The organism is Puia dinghuensis (assembly GCF_014642875.1).
Classification (GTDB): Bacteria; Bacteroidota; Bacteroidia; order Chitinophagales; family Chitinophagaceae; genus Puia; species Puia dinghuensis.
On the sequence record NZ_BMJC01000001.1, the window covers coordinates 497,546 to 515,081 of the forward strand.

General features: G+C 54.8%; 14 protein-coding genes. 9 read left to right on the forward strand and 5 right to left on the reverse strand.

Going from position 1 to position 17,536, the window contains the following annotated elements; all coding sequences use genetic code 11:
* Nucleotides 1-3: 3 nt before the first annotated feature.
* Together IEY39_RS01795 and IEY39_RS01800 are read left to right on the forward strand one after the other, a co-directional pair.
* Nucleotides 4-567, forward strand: coding sequence for a Maf family protein (locus IEY39_RS01795; RefSeq protein WP_188927911.1), 564 nt, complete (start codon nt 4-6; stop codon nt 565-567).
* Between the two features lie 3 nt (nt 568-570).
* Nucleotides 571-1,740 (forward strand): DUF2851 family protein, encoded by a 1,170-nt coding sequence (locus tag IEY39_RS01800; RefSeq protein WP_188927913.1) that lies wholly within the window; start codon nt 571-573, stop codon nt 1,738-1,740.
* A 10-nt stretch (nt 1,741-1,750) separates the two neighbouring features.
* Here IEY39_RS01800 and IEY39_RS01805 read toward each other — a convergent pair whose 3' ends face one another.
* Nucleotides 1,751-2,173 carry an OsmC family protein gene (locus IEY39_RS01805; protein WP_188927915.1) on the reverse strand — a complete coding sequence of 141 codons (423 nt, stop codon included), beginning with the start codon at nt 2,171-2,173 and terminating at the stop codon, nt 1,751-1,753.
* 71 nt (nt 2,174-2,244) lie between these two features.
* Here IEY39_RS01805 and IEY39_RS01810 point away from each other — a divergent pair, with 71 nt between their 5' ends.
* Genes IEY39_RS01810 through IEY39_RS01820 form a run of 3 tightly spaced genes read left to right on the forward strand, consistent with a single transcriptional unit; the run spans nt 2,245 to nt 5,004 of the window.
* On the forward strand, nt 2,245-3,102 hold the full coding sequence (locus tag IEY39_RS01810) for a hypothetical protein (RefSeq protein WP_188927917.1): 858 nt from the start codon (nt 2,245-2,247) through the stop codon (nt 3,100-3,102).
* Nucleotides 3,103-3,116: 14 nt separating this feature from the next.
* Nucleotides 3,117-4,028: a lipoyl synthase gene (gene lipA / locus IEY39_RS01815; protein WP_188927918.1), complete on the forward strand. Its 912-nt coding sequence runs from the start codon at nt 3,117-3,119 to the stop codon at nt 4,026-4,028.
* Nucleotides 4,029-4,041: 13 nt separating this feature from the next.
* Nucleotides 4,042-5,004, forward strand: coding sequence for a phosphodiester glycosidase family protein (locus tag IEY39_RS01820; protein WP_188927920.1), 963 nt, complete (start codon nt 4,042-4,044; stop codon nt 5,002-5,004).
* Here the strand turns inward: IEY39_RS01820 and IEY39_RS01825 are convergent, their stop codons facing one another.
* Both IEY39_RS01825 and IEY39_RS01830 read right to left on the reverse strand, forming a co-directional pair.
* Nucleotides 5,005-5,991 carry an ROK family protein gene (locus IEY39_RS01825; RefSeq protein ID WP_188927922.1) on the reverse strand — a complete coding sequence of 329 codons (987 nt, stop codon included), beginning with the start codon at nt 5,989-5,991 and terminating at the stop codon, nt 5,005-5,007. It lies immediately after the preceding gene.
* Between the two features lie 97 nt (nt 5,992-6,088).
* Nucleotides 6,089-7,741, reverse strand: coding sequence for an MFS transporter (locus IEY39_RS01830; protein WP_229688725.1), 1,653 nt, complete (start codon nt 7,739-7,741; stop codon nt 6,089-6,091).
* A 111-nt stretch (nt 7,742-7,852) separates the two neighbouring features.
* On the opposite strand from IEY39_RS01830, the gene IEY39_RS01835 reads away from it, so the two are divergent.
* The 4 genes from IEY39_RS01835 to IEY39_RS01850 are packed head-to-tail and all read left to right on the forward strand — an operon-like array spanning nt 7,853 to nt 13,875.
* A complete protein-coding gene (locus tag IEY39_RS01835) occupies nt 7,853-9,292 on the forward strand; it encodes a glycogen synthase (protein WP_188927924.1) in 1,440 nt (479 codons plus the stop codon).
* Nucleotides 9,293-9,346: 54 nt separating this feature from the next.
* Nucleotides 9,347-10,621, forward strand: coding sequence for a glucose-1-phosphate adenylyltransferase (locus IEY39_RS01840; RefSeq protein ID WP_188927926.1), 1,275 nt, complete (start codon nt 9,347-9,349; stop codon nt 10,619-10,621).
* A 19-nt stretch (nt 10,622-10,640) separates the two neighbouring features.
* Nucleotides 10,641-12,017, forward strand: coding sequence for an MFS transporter (locus IEY39_RS01845; RefSeq protein WP_188927928.1), 1,377 nt, complete (start codon nt 10,641-10,643; stop codon nt 12,015-12,017).
* A 10-nt stretch (nt 12,018-12,027) separates the two neighbouring features.
* Nucleotides 12,028-13,875, forward strand: a complete 1,848-nt coding sequence (locus tag IEY39_RS01850; protein ID WP_188927929.1) for an alpha-amylase family glycosyl hydrolase — start codon at nt 12,028-12,030, stop codon at nt 13,873-13,875.
* A gap of 18 nt (nt 13,876-13,893) precedes the next feature.
* Here IEY39_RS01850 and IEY39_RS01855 read toward each other — a convergent pair whose 3' ends face one another.
* Nucleotides 13,894-14,658 (reverse strand): GLPGLI family protein, encoded by a 765-nt coding sequence (locus tag IEY39_RS01855; RefSeq protein WP_188927931.1) that lies wholly within the window; start codon nt 14,656-14,658, stop codon nt 13,894-13,896.
* 24 nt (nt 14,659-14,682) lie between these two features.
* A complete protein-coding gene (locus tag IEY39_RS01860; protein ID WP_188927933.1) occupies nt 14,683-17,481 on the reverse strand; it encodes a TonB-dependent receptor in 2,799 nt (932 codons plus the stop codon).
* Between the last annotated feature and the right edge of the window lie 55 nt (nt 17,482-17,536).

Sequence of the window (17,536 nt, forward strand, 5' to 3'; positions counted from 1 at the left end):
AAAATGGAAAGAATCGTATTGGCGTCGGGTTCCCCCCGGCGCAAACAGTTGTTGGAATGGGCGGAGGTGGATTTCGAAGTGATGGTAAAGGACACACCCGAGACCTGGCCGCCGGAGCTTGCGATAGCCGATGTCCCGGTGTACATCGCCCGCAACAAAGCGTTGGCCGTGAAGGCGGCAGTCGGACCCGGACGGGTAGTGATCGCCGCGGACACGGTTGTCGTGCTGGAGGATGAGATCATCGGCAAACCGCGCGATCGGGCCGATGCGGTGAATATACTTTCCAGGCTTGCCGGCCATCGTCATGAAGTGATCACTGGCGTGGTGCTGTTGCGGGATGGCGAGGAACAGGCCTTTGCCGACACGACGGCGGTGTGGTTTCACCCGTTGTCGACGGCGGAGATCGAAGGATATGTCGACCGGTATAAGCCTTATGACAAAGCCGGTGCTTATGCCATCCAGGAGTGGATTGGGGTGGTGGGAATAAAAGGGATAGAAGGAGATTTCTATAATGTGATGGGCCTGCCCGTGAGCAGGGTGGTGCAGGCGTTGCGGAAATGGAGGTAGTTTATGCGGGAAGAATTATTGCATTTCATCTGGCGTTGGCGCCATTTTAATCACCAGGGATTGGTGACCGAAGCAGGGGAGCCCCTGCAGGTGCTTTTTCCGGGTGAGCAGAATCCCCACCAGGGGCCCGATTTCCGGGATGCGCGTATCCGCATCGGCGGTGTGACATACACGGGTCCGGTGGAGTTGCATGTGCTGGCCTCGGACTGGATCCGGCATGCACATGATGACGATGTTCACTATGGGGCGGTGGTGCTGCATGTGGTGTGGGTGAACGACCGGCCGGAAAAGGTGACGGCGGGGGCTATTCCCATGTTGGTGTTATTGCCGCGGGTGTCGAAGCTGCTGCTCAACCGGTATGAGTATTGGATGCGGCGCCGTTCGTTTGTGCCTTGCGAGGGGCAGCTGTCATCCGTGGATGCGGTCCTATGGACGTCGTGGCTGCGGGAGCTGGGGTTGCAGCGGTTGACACGACGGGCGGCTGTCGTATGGCGTTGGCTGGAGCAGAACCGGCAGGATTGGGAGGAAACGACCTGGTGGCTGTTGGCGCGGAGTATGGGCCTGGCCGTTAATGGGGCTGTTTTTGAAGCGGTGGCCAGGAGCCTGCCGTTGCGGCTGCTGATGCGGCACCGTAGTCAGCCGGTGTTGCTGGAGGCCTTGCTCCTGGGGCAGGCAGGGTTGCTTCCGGCATCCGATGGGCGGGCGCGGGAGTACCGTTTTCTGCGAATTAAATATGGACTGCGGCCGGTGGATGCGCCGGTCGCTTTCTTACGGATGCGGCCGGGCAATTTCCCTGACGGGAGGCTGGTGCAGCTGGCGGCGTTGATGGCTACCGGCAGGGGTTGGTTTGCTTTTGTCCGGGATGCGGAGTCGCCGGGCACGGTTATGCGGGAGATGGCAGCAGTCAAAGGATTGGGGGTTGAGCGGCAGAAGGGGATGGTGATCAATGCCTTTATCCCGGTGCTGTTCGCGTATGGCCAGCGGGAGAAGGCGCTGGGCTGGCTACGGGAGGTGAAGGCTGAAAGCAACGCCATCCTGCGGGGTTGGGGTGGACTAGGGGTGGCGGCGAAAGATGCGGCCGGGTCGCAGGGATTGCTGGAATTGAAAAAGGAATATTGCAACGCCCGGCGATGCCTCGATTGTGCGATCGGCCGGGCGTTGCTGGCTGCCTAGACGCGTAGACCTAAGCGGGGACAACACTATTCCAGTTGAACTCGATCTTTACTTCGAGGTCCGGATGGATGCTGTACATAACGGGGCAGGTGTGGGCCGTCCGTTCGAGGATGGTCTTTTGTTTTTCATCGACGACCAGCTGTCCGGGGAAGTCGAAAACCACGTTGACGCCGGCGATGCGGCGCGGATCGGGCTTCATGATCTTCTGGATAGACAGTTTCATGCCGCGGAGGTCTACCTGAAGGTCGCGGGCCTTTATCCCCATGGTGGTGGCCATACAGGCGCCGAGGGCCGTGGCTACCAGGTCGGTGGGGGAAAAACGCTCGCCTTTTCCCTGGTTATCGGTGGGCGCATCGGTCTCTATTTCTGTCCCGGATTGCAGGTGTTGGGCAACCGTTCGTAAATCTCCTTCGTAAATAACTGTTGAAGTCATTGTGCAATAAATTTTGCCTAAATTTACGCCAGTTAGATCAAAATTTGGCCCGTCAAATCAAATCATTAGCAGTGAGTAAACCAAAGCCGCAAAAAGCGGCGCGTCCGAAGGACATCTATAAGATAATCCTGACCGTTCTCGCTTCGACCCTGGTGCTGCAGCTTTTTGCCCAATACAATACCGACAGTGTCAATATGGTGTCGAAACGTAACAAGCAGAACTCCAAGCGCGACCGGATGAACAATCTGCTGAGAATGGAAGAGGAAGGGGATCTGATCTTCAACAAGCACAATATATTCGGGATCAGGCTTGCTACCGATGGATATGGCATCAATTTCGAAAAGGGGAAGTTCAAGAGCCCGTCGCGGACCCTGCTTTTTCAGTTTGAGCTCAACGAGAAAAAAGATCCCAAAGAACATCATATCTCCGCCACTTCGGACGGGATCAACTACTCTTCGGTGGTGCCGTATAAGCTGAACAACCTCTATGAATTTAAAATGGCCATCGGTCAGGAGCATATGATCGGCCAGAAGGGTAACCGAAACGGGGTTTCGGTGGCGGCGCTTTACTCCGCCGGGGTTACCGTGGGGTTGCTCAAGCCTTACTACCTGGATGTCCAGAACTCGATAACGGGGGCAAGTTACCGGAAGACCTATAGCCAGATGGTAGCCGATACAACGGAAGGCGACCAGATCACCGGCGCCTCGGGTTTTACGGTAGGCTGGGACAACCTGACGATAAAGCCGGGTGTCAATGCCAAGCAGGCTATGCGGTTTGACTATGGCCGGCTGAACCAGACCGTTGCGGCCATCGAAGTAGGATTAACAGAGGAATATTACTTCGGCAAGATACCCCTTGTCTACCTGGTGAAGCAGCACCAGTTCTTCTTCAACGCGTATGTGGCCATCCTTTTCGGGAGTCGAAAATGATGTACATTTGTTAGATGGAAACGACAGAAAAGGATTATAAGATAAACAAACCCAATTGGTTACGCGTCAAGTTACCCATAGGCGAAAATTATAAGCATGTCCGTGGGCTGGTAGACACACATAAATTACACACCATTTGCGAAAGCGGCAATTGCCCCAATATGGGGGAATGCTGGGGAGAAGGAACGGCCACCTTTATGATCCTCGGAAATATCTGTACGCGCAGCTGTGGTTTTTGCGCCGTTGCCACGGGCCGGCCCGAGGCGGTAGACTGGGATGAGCCGCAGCGGGTAGCCGAGGCCATCCACCTGATGAAGGTGAAGCATGCGGTGATCACTTCGGTGGACAGGGACGAGCTGAAGGATGGCGGTAGCATCATCTGGCAGAATACGATCAGGGCGGTGAAGGCGCTTAATCCCGGCACTACCCTGGAGACGCTTATTCCCGATTTCAAGGCCGAAAAGGACAATATCGCCCGGGTGATCGAAGCGGCGCCCGAGGTAGTTTCCCATAATATCGAAACGGTTGAACGGCTGACGCGGCAGGTGCGCATCCAGGCTAAGTACTGGCGCAGCATGGAGACCCTGAATATCTTGAAGGAAGGGGGGATGCGGACCAAGAGCGGTATCATGCTTGGACTTGGGGAAACGAAAGAAGAGGTGGTACAGACGATGACCGACCTGTATAACAGCGGGGTCGATGTGATCACGCTTGGGCAATATCTGCAGCCGACGAAGAAGCACCTGCCGGTGATGCGATTCGTCCATCCCGATGAGTTTGCCGAGCTGCAGGAGATCGGCTACAATCTCGGATTCGATTATGTAGAAAGCGGCCCGCTCGTAAGGAGTTCTTACCATTCCGAACGTCATGTCATCCCCGGCTATGGTCGGGGAGAATGGCTGCGGAAGAAGGAAGCCGCATCCTAACTCAGCCATCCTCATGCCCAAACCGATTGCTCTCTGCCTGTTGTATCTGCTGACTGCCCGGTTTTGCCCGGCGCAGCTGCATTGGCAGCGGGTAGACACCGCGTATGGGCCGTTGCCTTCTTCGATGCACGTCTATCGCAGCACCGACAGCATGGATGGATTCCCTTCCGTCGCCTACTTTGTTTCTGCCCGGCTAAAGGACAAGGGCATCCTGTTTACGGCAACAACGGGACAGGGTAAGCGCTTTACTCCGGCACAATACTACCAGATAGAACAGTTTCCCTTACTGGTGGTGAATTGCACTTTCTTTTCCTTTACTACCAACCAGCCATTGAATCTTGTCGTTAAAGACGGGAAGCTGCAGGCATACAACATCACTTCCCTGCGGGGAATGGGCAATGATTCCCTTTTGTATTATTATCCCACCCGGGGCGCGATCGGCATCGACCGGAAGCGGCGTGCGGATGTCGCCTGGACCTTTACGGACAGTGCGAGACGCTGGCCTTATGCCTTCGAACAGATGCCGGTGATCGCCAAGGGCACGGATACGGTGCCTTCGATATATGATCTCAACGACATCGAGTGGAAATGGTGGAAGATGCGAACGGCCGTTGGCGGTGGTCCGGTACTGATCCATGACGGGAGGATCCATATCACCGACAGGGAAGAGCAGCTCTTTCCCGGCAGCAACCGGAATGGCGAGCACCACCCGCGGACGGCGATGGGGTATACGCGGGATGGCAGGCTGATCATCCTGGTGGTGCAGGGGCGGACGCCCGGGGTAGCCGCAGGCGCCACGTTGCAGCAGGAAGCGGATATCCTCTTACACCTTGGGTGTTACGAGGCGCTGAACCTCGATGGGGGCGGTAGCAGCTGTATGCTGGTGAATGGCAAGGAAACGATACACCCATCCGACAAGGAGGGGGAGCGGCCGGTGCCGGCGGTGTTTTTGATAAAGCGAACGAAACAGGAGTAATTACCCTTTCATATCCCATACAAGAGCGCTGGCGCCCAGGATGGCGGCGTCGGACTCCTTCAGGTGGCTGACGAGGATCTTGACCTTGTTCTGGAAGACCTGGATGAGGTTTTCTTCCATATTCTCCCGGGTCGGTTTGAGGATAAGATCGCCGGCCTTTGTCAGCCCGCCAAAGAGGATGACGGCTTCCGGACTGGAGAACATGACAAAGTTTGCCAGTGCCAGCCCCAGGACGGAACCCGTGAAATCGAAGACCTCTTTTGCTAATTTGTCGCCCTCGATGGCGGCGTCATAGACCGCACGGGAGTCGAGCCGCTCTTTTGGTACACTGCGCAGGAGGCTGAATTCATCGCTTTTTTCCAGCATCTCGATAGCGGTGAGCTTGACGCCGGTGGCGGAGGCATAGCTTTCCAGGGAGCCTTTCTTGCCTGTCCCTTCATGATACCGGCCGTTGGGGATGATGATGGTATGTCCCAGTTCGCCGGCAAAGCCGTCATGACCATAGATGAGTTTCCCGTTGGCGACGATGCCGCTGCCGACACCCGTGCCGAGGGTGATCATGATAAAATCCTTCATGCCTTTGGCGGCGCCGTACATCATTTCACCGATGGCCGCGGCGTTGGCGTCGTTGGTGAGGGTAGCGGGCAGCTGGAATTTATTCTGGATGAGTTTGGCCAGGGGGATGATGCCCCGCCAGGGGAGGTTGGGGGCGTATTCTACGGTACCACTATAATAGTTGCCGTTGGGTGCGCCTACGCCGATGCCCCGCATCCGGCCGATGCCCCCGGCTTTCTCGATGAGAACATGGAGGTGGTTGTACAATTCATCGATAAAGCCTTCTACTGCCGAATGTCCGCGGGTGGATATCTCGCTGGAGAAAAGAACATTGCCGTTGCGGTCTACGATGCCAAACTTTGTCCCGGTGCCCCCGATGTCGATGCCAATTGCCAGCGGATCATAAGGTGTAGTGGAGGTGGCTTTTGCCATGAAATAGTCGTTTTTTAGTATAGGGTTGCAAAGATAAAGGATAAAACCCAACAGACCGCCGGTCCGTTGGGTTTTATGACGCAGTGAGAGGGCTTCCTTAGTGTCCGCCACCAATCTGTTCGTCGAAGTTCAAACCCTGCGCTTTGAGGGTGCTTCTGAGCCGTAACGCAAGCCAGGCCAGAACGACATAGCAACCTACTGCTACGAAATAGCTATAGTGCATACCGGTGGTCGATCCCAGCACATCGCCGATAGCGCCCTGGAAAGGCGGAACAACCGCCCCGCCCAGGATCATCATGATCAGGAAGGCGGAACCCTGACTGGTAAATTTTCCGAGTCCCGCTACGCCGAGCGAGAATATACAGGGCCACATGATCGAATTACAAAGGCCAGCGGCCATAATGCAATAGACCGAGAAGATTCCGCTTGTCAGTACACCCGTAAGGATGAAAAAACCTGCCAGTATTGCCAGCGTCAACAGGGTCTTGACAGGCTTTTGCTGGCCGAAAAAGAAGGCGGCTATCGCTATTGCCACGAAACCGGCATAGGGATAAAGATCGCTGACATCGCCGCTGTAAAGATGGTTGACAAACAAAGCAACGCCAAATGCTATGAATGGAACGACGATGGTCGCGATGCGTTTCCCGGTCTCCGAAAGATTAAAGACCCCGATCGCCCCCGTCCACCGGCCGATCATCAGGCTGGCCCAATAGAGACTCACATATTTGGATATCTTGCTTTCGTCCAATCCGGAGAGAGTGAGATACCCCGGTTCCCGCAACAACGCGCCGAAATTATTGTCGATGGTGACCTCCACCCCTACATAGAGAAAAATACCCAACATGCCATAGATCAATTGCGGGTAGCGCATCGCACCCCACTTGTCATGGTTTTTGATAGCAGAGGAATTGGAGTAAGCAAGGATACCAACGACCACCAGGAGTGTCACGATCAGCAGAGGCAGCTTCTCGATCTTAGTGACCTGACCGACCAGGATCACCACCCCTATGAGGAGGGTCATCAGCACCAGCGATCTCGACGCCTTATAAGACCCTTCGAAGCGGTCGTCATCCTTGCCTGCGGGAAGGCGGGAGAAGGTGAAGAACAGGGCCACGGCGGCAAATACGCATGCCACGATGAGGAAGAGGTTGTTGATGTTCGTAACCGTTGCCTTACTGGCGTCGCCGCCTACCTGTCCGAAAAGGAAAACGCTGAAAATGATGGGCCCCAGGGTCGTCCCGAGTGAATTGACCCCACCGGCCAGGTTCAGCCGATGACTGCCCGTCGACGGATCACCAAGGATGATCGCAAAAGGTTGGGCAGCCGTCTGCTGGAGCGAGAAGCCGAGCGCCACGACAAAATACGCCCCCAACAATCCCGCAAATGAATGAGCATTGGCGGAAGGGATGATCAATAGCGCTCCCGCTACCGAGATCCAGATGCCGTAGATGATCCCCTTTTTATACCCGATACGGTTCAAAATATCGTATTTAAGGAGACTCGATATGAGATACAATGCCAACGACCCGATAAAATACGCCCCGTAGAATGCCGAACCCAGCAGTTGCGATTCAAATTGGGTCAGGCTGAAATTGTGTCTGCAGAACGGAATGAAGATGCTTTGTGAAGCTGCAATGAATCCCCAGAAAAAAAAGACGAGGACCAAGGTGGCGAGGGCTCCGGTGTTAGTGGCTTGCTTCGGAGCGGTTGCTTTTAATGCAGCCGTGGTGGCTTGGTTTGAATTGTTCATTAGCGACGCGGTTTGCGAATAAGGAACCAAAATACCACCTTTTTCCGAAGCGAAAAATTTTTTCATCATCTGTATGCAGTTTAATCGAAATCCTTACTAAATTGAACATGAATGGAAATTATTCATGTTTCAGCGGAATGTTATCCCGTGGCCAAGGCCGGGGGACTTGGTGACGTAGTTGGGGCATTGCCGAAATACCAGCACGATCTGGGGCACGTGGCAAAGGTGGTGATGCCGATGTACCGGACCAAATTTCTGGCTGCAAATGAATTCGATGTAGTGCACAAGGGGTATACGCATCTGCACAATTACTGGTTCAATTATACGATCATCAAGGAGCGGACGAATAAGCTGGGTTTCGACCTGTACCTGGTGGATATATTTGGATTGCTTGACAGGGAAAAGATCTATGGGTATGACGATGACGTAGAGCGGTTCACGGCTTTCCAGATAGCGGTGGTCGACTGGATGGTGTCCTGGGCGCATCAGCCCGATATCATCCATGTACACGATCATCATACGGCGCTGATCCCTTTCATGGTAAAATACTGTTTTGCCTACCAGAAGCTGCAGAACATCGCAACGGTGCTGACCATTCACAATGGGCAATATCAGGGGCAGACGGGGATGGATAAGACGGTGCTTATTCCCGCCTGGGACCCCTGGAAAAGGGGGCTGCTGGAATGGGCGGGTGCGTTGAACCCCCTGGCCTGCGGCATCCGCTGCGCCTGGAAGGTGACAACTGTGAGCCCAACCTACCTGGAAGAGATGCGGTACAGTTCTGCCGGGCTGGAACCGCTGCTGGAATATGAAAAGGGCAAGTGCAGCGGCATCCTGAACGGTATCGACACGGTGGTGTGGAACCCGGCGACAGACCGTTACCTGGTGGAGGACCATACTGATGTTCATTATGATATTACGACGGCGGAGGAAGGCAAGCAGAAGAACAAAGCCCGGCTCTGCCAGAAATACAATCTTGACCCGAAGAAACCGCTGATCACCTTTATCGGCCGGCTGGTCGGGGACAAAGGCGCCGATCTTTTGCCGCAGGTGATTGAAGAGTCCTTTTATTATATCGGCCGGAAGATGAATTTCTTTATCCTGGGCAGTGGTTTACCGGAGATCGAGGGAAGGCTGCAGGGGATCAGGGGGCTATCAAGGGGTGATTATAATACGTATATTGGCTACGACGAGGCGCTGAGTCATTTGATCTATGCCGGGGCTGATTTTATCCTGATGCCTTCGCGTGTAGAGCCCTGCGGGCTTAATCAAATGTATGCGCTGCGGTATGGCACGGTGCCGGTGGTGAGGAATACGGGCGGCCTGCATGATACGGTGATCGATTACGGGGATAAGGATGGCTACGGTATCCGGTTCAATCATGCAACGGTGGGGGATATGACCCATGGCATCTGGCGGTCGGTGGAACTCTTCCAGCAGCAGGAGATGCTGCGGGAGATAAGGCAACGGATGATGCAGCTCGACTTCAGCTGGGAGACCAGCGTCCGGGCTTATCTTGATCTTTACGACCGGGCCAGGCATGGAGGATAAGTAACAACAGACTAGCATTATAAATCAGATTGTTCATTAATTAAACGCTTGTATATGTCAAAAGAAATTCTGTCCGTCATATTGGGAGGTGGTGCAGGAACCCGGTTGTATCCTCTCACTGCCAGCCGTAGCAAACCAGCAGTGCCCATCGCAGGGAAATACCGGCTGGTGGACATCCCGATCTCCAATTGCCTGAACTCGGGCATATCCCGGATGTTCGTCCTGACGCAGTTCAATTCAGCATCGCTGAACCGGCATATCAAGAACACGTATCATTTCAGCGCTTTCAGTTCGGCCTTTGTGGACATCCTGGCGGCCGAGCAGACACCGGATAACCCCACCTGGTACCAGGGGACGGCCGATGCGGTGCGGCAATGTCTCCGCCACCTGGGACCTTTTGACAGCGAATATGTGCTCATCCTTTCCGGCGACCAGCTATACCAGATGGATTTCATGGAAATGCTGAACCATCATAAGAAAATGGGGGCGGATATCTCCATCGCCACCATCCCCGTGAACGCCAAGGATGCGTCGGATTTCGGGATCATGAAAATGGACGAGAGCGGTTTTATCAACTCTTTTACGGAAAAGCCGAAACAGGACATGCTGGGGCCATGGGTGAGTGATACCGGCCACGCGATGCAGGCCCAGGGCCGCAATTACCTGGCGTCGATGGGGATCTATATCTTCAACCGCCAGCTGCTTTCCGACCTGCTGCAGAACGAGTTTGCGGAGTCTACCGATTTCGGGAAAGAGATCATTCCGCAATCCCTCGAAAAATACAAGGTCGTAAGCTACCAGTATGAAGGGTATTGGACCGACATTGGAAATATTCCTTCCTTCTTCGAGGCGAATCTGGGTCTGACCAAGGATATCCCCGACTTCAACCTCTTCGACAACGAGAAAGCCATCTATACCCGCGCGCGGATGCTGCCGCCGGCCAAGATCAGCGGCACAACACTGGAGAAGACCATCATCGCGGAAGGCTGTATCATCAATGCGTCGCGTATCGAGAACAGCATCATCGGTATCCGTACCCGGATCGGCACGGGAACCACCATCGTCAGCAGCTACCTGATGGGGGTAGATTACTATGAGACTATCGAGGAGATCGAGCTGGCACGGCAACACGGGCTGCCGACGGTGGGCATCGGGCACCGCTGCTATATCCGGAATGCCATCGTGGACAAGAACTGCCGCATCGGTGACGATGTGCGGATCAATGGCGGGCATCACCTGGAAAATGCCGATCATTCGCTGTATACCGTAAAAGAAGGGGTGGTCGTGATCAAGAAGGGTGCGGTGCTGCCCAACGGATTTGTAATTTGATCTAACAATTGCTTGCTATATGGCCACCAAACCCCTGTTAAGAACCGGGCAGATCATTTCCATGAGCTTTGGCTTTTTGGGGATACAGTGTGGCTTTGCGCTTCAGAATACCAATACCAGCCGCATCCTGCGGTCTTTTGGCGCCGATGTAGACCAGCTTCCCGCTTTCTGGCTTGTAGCCCCCATCATGGGGATGATCATCCAGCCGCTGATCGGTCATTACAGCGATCGCACCTGGAACCGGCTTGGGCGAAGAAAGCCTTATTTCCTCACAGGTGCGCTGCTATCCTCCCTTGCGCTGATATTGCTGCCCAATTCCGGGGCGATGGCAGGGGTGATCCCGGCCTTGTGGATCGGCGCCGGTTTTGTCATGATAATGGACGCTTCCTTTAATGTTGCTATGGAGCCCTTCCGGGCGCTGGTGGCGGATAATCTGCCGGACAGCCAGCGGGCCAAGGGTTTTGCCATCCAGGCCTGTCTCATCGGCATCGGGGCGGTGGGGGGCTCCTATATGACCAGCATCCTGGCCTGGCTGGGTTTTAGCCAGGTTTCGGGCGCCAACGGTGTCGCGGACAATATCAAATATTCGTTTTACATCGGCGCTACTCTCTTTATTCTCGCCATCCTGGTGACGGTGTTCTTTTCGAAGGAATACCCGCCGAAGGAATATGAACAGTATCATGGTCATGTCGAGGAAAAACATGGGAAGGGCGGGCTGGCGGAAATTTTTCAGGATTTTGCCAGGATGCCGAAGACGATGCGGCAGCTGGGGCTGGTGCAGTTCTTCAGCTGGTTTGCGATGTTCAGCATGTGGGTATTCACCACCGACGCCGTGGCCACGCATGTCTATGGACTCACCGGGGACTACGTGCACACCAAGGCGGGGAACAATGCGGGCAATGTTGTGGGTAATGCCTTTGGGATATATAATGCTGTTGGGGCTTTGTATGCACTTTGCCTGACTCCAATGGCAAGAAGGATGGGCCGCAAGATGACCCACGCGATCTCGCTTCTTGCCGGCGGCATCGGGCTGATCTCTATTTTCTTTGTTCATGGCGCATGGGGGCTTTATTTTTCCATGATCGGGGTAGGACTGGCCTGGGCCAGTATTCTCGCCATGCCTTATGTGATCCTGAGCGGCTGTATCCCGGCGGGGAAGATGGGTATCTATATGGGCATCTTCAATTTCTTTATCACCTTACCACAGATCGTCAACGGTCTTTTTGGCGGGATGATCGTCAAGCATATCTATAACAACCAACCTATCTATTCTATCGTCCTGGCCGGGTTTTGCCTTATCGCCGCGGCCGTTTCGGTGCTTTTCGTCTACGATGGCGGTGCGATCCGCATGCAGCAGGAGAAAGCCGGTTTTTTTGCCGAACGCACCACTTCTTAAATTCATGGTTATGCAAAAGCTTTTTGTCCTTATCGCCGGGTGCTGCCTGGTGGGCGTTGCGGCCTTCGGCCAAGCCAACGATGGGATCAGGACCTATCCTTCCAATTGGTGGGTAGGGATGAAACATTCTACGATACAGGTGATCGTCCGGGGTGAAGGGGTGGGGAAGGCGAAAGGGGTACGAGTGAATTACCCCGGAGTGACCGTAGCCGACTGGCGACCGGCCCACAATTCCCATTATCTTTTTTTGCATCTGCGGATTGGCGCGGCGGCCCGGCCTGGGACGGTGCATATCATCATGGATGGCGCCGGGACTGTCGATTTCCCGCTGGCAGCGCGGCGAAGTGGTAACGGAACGGCCTATGCGCAGGGTATCACTTCTGCCGACTTTATTTATCTGCTGATGCCCGATCGCTGGAGCAATGGCGATCCGTCCAATGACCGGGTTCCCGGGCTGCGCGACCAGTCGCTGAACAGGGACTCCATTTTCCTGCGCCACGGCGGCGACTTCCAGGGTATCCTCAACCACCTGGATTATCTGCAACAGCTGGGGGTGACGGCCCTGTGGATGACGCCGGTGCTGGAGAACGATATGCCCGACCGGACTGAGCACGGATATGCTTTTACCGATCACTATACCATCGAGCCGCGCCTTGGTGGCGCGGAAGGGTACCGGCGGCTTTCGGACGCGCTGCACGCCCGAGGAATGAAACTGATACAGGACGCAGTATACAACCACGTAGGACTCTATCACTGGCTGGTACAAGACCCACCGGACACAAACTGGCTGCATAATTGGCCGACCTATACGCAAACGAACTATCGCAGCGAAACGGTGATGGACCCGTATGCCAGCGCCGCGGACCATAAGCTGTTAGTCGATGGCTGGTTCACCCAACAGATGCCCGATCTGAACCAGGACAACCCCGATCTCGCGGCGTTTTTGATACAGCACGCCATCTGGTGCGTAGAATCCTTTGGCGTTGACGGCTGGAGGATCGACACGTACCCGTATAACAGTTTACCCTTTATGAACCGGTGCAATGCCGCGCTGTTGGAAGAATACCCGAAGCTGACGATGTTCGGCGAATGCTGGAGCCCTGATGTGGCGCAGCAGGCGTATTTTGCACGCAACAGTTTCGATGCGGCCTTCAAGAGCAATCTGCCCGGGGTTCTGGATTTTCAGTGTCTCTTCAACGGGATCGCGGCGGCGGTGGGGGACAGTTCGGCCCAGGGTGGCGGGGTCAACCGGCTTACCCAGACCCTTGGCAGTGATTTCCTTTATCAAAACCCCGCGGCCAATGTGATCTTCCTCGACAACCATGATATGACAAGGTGGTTCTCGAGAATGCACGAGGAAGTGGCGGCGCAGAAGATGGGCATCGAATGGCTGCTGACAGCAAGGGGTATCCCGCAACTCTACTATGGGACGGAGGTGCTGATGGCCGGTGTGGATAACCCGGATGGCTGGGTGCGGCTTGATTTTCCGGGCGGATGGCCGGGCGACAAAAAGAATGCTTTCACCGGCGAGGCGTTGACGGAAGACGAGAAGAGCATCCAGGATGTGGTGAAAAAGCTTGGGCAATACCGGCTCCATTCCAGCGCATTGCATAGCGGGAGGATGATGCAATATGTGCCGAAGGGATCGCTCTATGTCTACTTCCGGTATGACGCCAGACAAACCGTGCTTTGCGCGATGAATACGGGCAACCTGCCAGTGAAGGTGGATTTTTCGCGATTCAGCGAACGGACGAAGGGATTTTCCCAGGGTGTCGATGTGCTGACGGATCAGCGCTATCCGCTGGCGCAAACGGCAGCCTTGCCCGGCCGCACCATGTGGGTACTGGAATTACAATGAGGCGCCGGCCGTTGGCCGTTACAGTAGCGCGGCTTCCATGAACTGCCGCCCCGTCTTTCCCCAATCTTTCAGGCTGCCCTGAATACTCTGCAGCAGGCCGGCATTGTCGACCTTTTTGCCTTTCACCGGCGGAGCGACCTGCACGTCGGTGACCTTTATGGCATCCACCTTTGTGGCAAACCAGGAGACGTGCTGATGGGGCAGGGAGACGCCCAGGATCATCCCGGGCAGACCGGTGAAGGATTCGGGTCCGCCGGTGGTGAGGATCTCGTCGGTATAAAAGGCGACGACATAGATGGAGTCCATGATGATGGCGTTGGCGCGACGGCAGTTAAAGCCCAGGATGTTGCGGGTTTCGTCGGTGATCTTCCATTTTATCTGACGGAGGCTGTCCTGGATGAGGAAGCCCTGTTCGAAGATATTCTTGTGGCTGATGCCCCGGTAATTTTCCAGGTCGGACCAGACGACATTATCCTGGGCCGGCGGCTGCCAGAAGAAGAGCGACGCCTTGTCATCGCTTTCCCGGCCGGGTTTGTAGAGGCACTTGCTGCGGGTGAAATAAAGATCGAAATAGGACGTCCGGAAATGGCTGGACGCTTTCTTGCGCAGTTCGGCCCACTGGTCATTGTCCTCTTCCTTGCTGATCTGGGCATAGACGTTGACGCTGCGCATGAATTCGATGCGGCCCTGGGAAAGGAATATCGTGTTGCTCTGTGCGCGGGTGGCGTACCCGGCGGCGAGCAGGAGGAATAAAAGGAGCAGGTGTGAGCGATGGCGTAACATAATGTAAATATATTATAGGTTAGGTCAATCCCGTTGCTGTGGCGCGGGGGTGCCTGGTTTTGTAAAATTCCATACTACGGTCAACATCCCATAGCGTTTGATCGTGCCATAGGTGTTCTGGCTGATAAAGTTGCTGTTGACGGTTCGGCTGAAACCTATATTCTGATTCAGGATGTCGTTGACGGACACTTTTATTAACAGGGCGTCGTTTTTCAGGAATTTCTTGCCAAACCAGCCGTTGAGCAGGACGACGTTGTTGTTGGTGGTGAAGACCGGGGTCTTCTGCCGGAGGTTGATGTCGGCGTCGGCATGGAGCTGGAATTTGAGGGGCAGGAAGAGGTTGCCCTCGGGCTGGATCTGATAGGTCCAGTAATCCGTGCTTACGCCGCTGTTGATAGAACTCCTGCTGGTGGTGTAGGTAGCAGAGAAACCGGTGCCGATGTCAAATTTCTTTTCCTTCGATTTGTTGATCCAGGCGCCCAGGGTGCCGATCTTGCTCAGGGTCTTGTTCGAGAGCCCGTTGACGATGCTGACGTTGCTGCTTTGGTTGCCGTTGCCGTAGAACCAGAAACGGATGTCCGGCTTACTCCATTTTAGCGAATAACCCAGGTTGACGGCAGCGGTGTAATTGCCGTTGACATTGACGTATTCCGTGACTTTCTTGCCCCCGGAGCTGACGTTGACGCTGTTGCTGATATCATTGAGGGTAAAAACATAGTTGAGGTTGATCCAGATGCCCCGGTCGGTCAACACCTTGTAATCATTGAACCGGAGGTTGAAGCGGTTGCCGAATTTCGGCTTTAGCGCCGGGTTACCGATGAAGATGTTGAGCGGATCTTCATTGGTGAGGATGGGTTGGATCTGGGTGACCGTGGGCTGGATGGTATAACCGTTGTAATTGAAGTTGATGCGCCGCTGGTTGGTGAAGTTATAGCCCAAACCGGCGGTGGGATACCAATTGATAAAATCCCGGTGGGCGGAGGTGTCGGCTATCCGGTCGTGCTGGTTGAACCGGGTATAGCCCAGGTCGGAACCCGCGGAAAAGCGCCACTTCTTTTTAATATACGTGTAGGCCAGTCCTCCCCGTTGCGTGAACACGTTGTATTGATAGTCGTTGCTGTACAGCGAGTCAAGCAGGTTGTATTTACCGCCTGAGGCTTTGTCATAAGAGTCCCGGTTCGAACGGCTGTCGTTGACCACCACCCCGTAGTTGCCGACGAGGAAAGAGTATTTGGACAGGGGTTGGGTGTAGGTGGCTTTGGAGTCGATGAGGGTGCTGGTGGTATGGTAATCTTTCAGCTGGTCGATGAGCGAGTCCGAGCTGATGACGCCGCCCTGGTAGTATTTTGTCGCTGAGTTGAGATAACCGGTAGACTTGTCATCGGTGTAATTCTCGCGAACGGCGATGGAGACCGTACGACCCATGCGGCCCAGTTTTTTACGCCAGATGAGATAGCTGTTCACCTGCCGTTTGTCACCCGATGTGGTCGTGGTCCGGTCGTTTTGGTTGACAAGGCTGCTGTCGATGGCCAGGTATTCGGAGTGATACTGGTTAAAGGTCGTCTTATGATCGGTGCCGCCATTGGCCAGGATCTTCAGCGAGGACGTGGAGTCGAATTTTATTTCGTAGGTGCCGTCGAGGGTATTGCGGATGATCTGGTTGTTAAAGGTCTGGCGCTGGTTGTTGTAAAAGAGGGTGTCGGGCAGGATGGTCTCGGTATTGGTGGTGCTGTTGCCGGTGACGTTCAACTGCATATACTTATAGTTGCCATTCAACGAGAATTTGTCATCGTCCCATTTGTTGTTGAAATGCAGGCCGCCGGTCTTTACGCTGGGGTAGCCCTGGCCTTCATAGCGGCCCGACCAGGTGTCCAGTTCATCCTGGTTGTTGCCTGTCCCGTCGAAGGAGATGGTCCCGGTGTTGTTATCGACCTCTATATTCCCGGCGAAGCTCTGGCCGTAGTTGTCGCGTTCGTTCCAGTTGAGGCCGGTCTTACCCGTGTTGGAGATGATGCCGAAGGCGGAGATCTTTGTCTTTTTCTTGAAGTAATTGGCCATCAGCTGTTCGTCATAGTAGCCATCGGTGCCGATGTCGGCGGTGGCCCGGCCGAAATACCCCAATTTCTTATCGTTCTTTAATTTCAGATTGATCGTTTTCTCCCGCTGGCCGTCGTCGATGCCGGTGAACGTAGCCTGGTCGCTTTTTTTGTCATACAACTGTACCTTGTCGACCATGTCTGCGCGCAGGTTTTGGGTGACAAGGGTGGGGTCGTCGCCAAAGAATTCCTCCCCGTCTACGAGCACCTTTTTCACCGTCTCGCCCTGGGCGGTGATCTTGCCGTTCTTGTCCACCTGGATACCGGGTAGTTTTTTCAGCAGGTCTTCCACCGAGGCGCCGGGCTGGGTGCGAAAGCTGTCGGCGTTGAATTCGGTGGTGTCGCCCTTGATGCGGACCGCCCCTTTACTGCCACTGACGACGACGGTCTCCAGCAATTTACTTTTCAGCACCATGCCGATGGGTGGCAGGACATAGGCGCCGGTGTCCTTTATGTCCAGTGTATCCACGTAGTCGGCGTAAGAAGGATAGGTCACCAGGAGAAGATAGTGACCGGGCGGAACGGTCAATTGGAAACCACCGGTGGCGTTGGTGCGGGTATAGCGGACGAGGATGCTATCGGCGGGGCGGAGCAGGAGGACGGAGCCATTACCAAGGGTCTTTTTTTCGAGGGTGTCGGCGATGCTGCCGGAGACGTGGGATGACTGGGCCGTTGCCGTCCCGAATAGGAACAGCAATACACATAGGAGAAGCGTTAGTCTAGGCATAAGGATCATTGTCAATTAGGAACCCGAAATTAAATTCAAAGTGAAGGATATACAA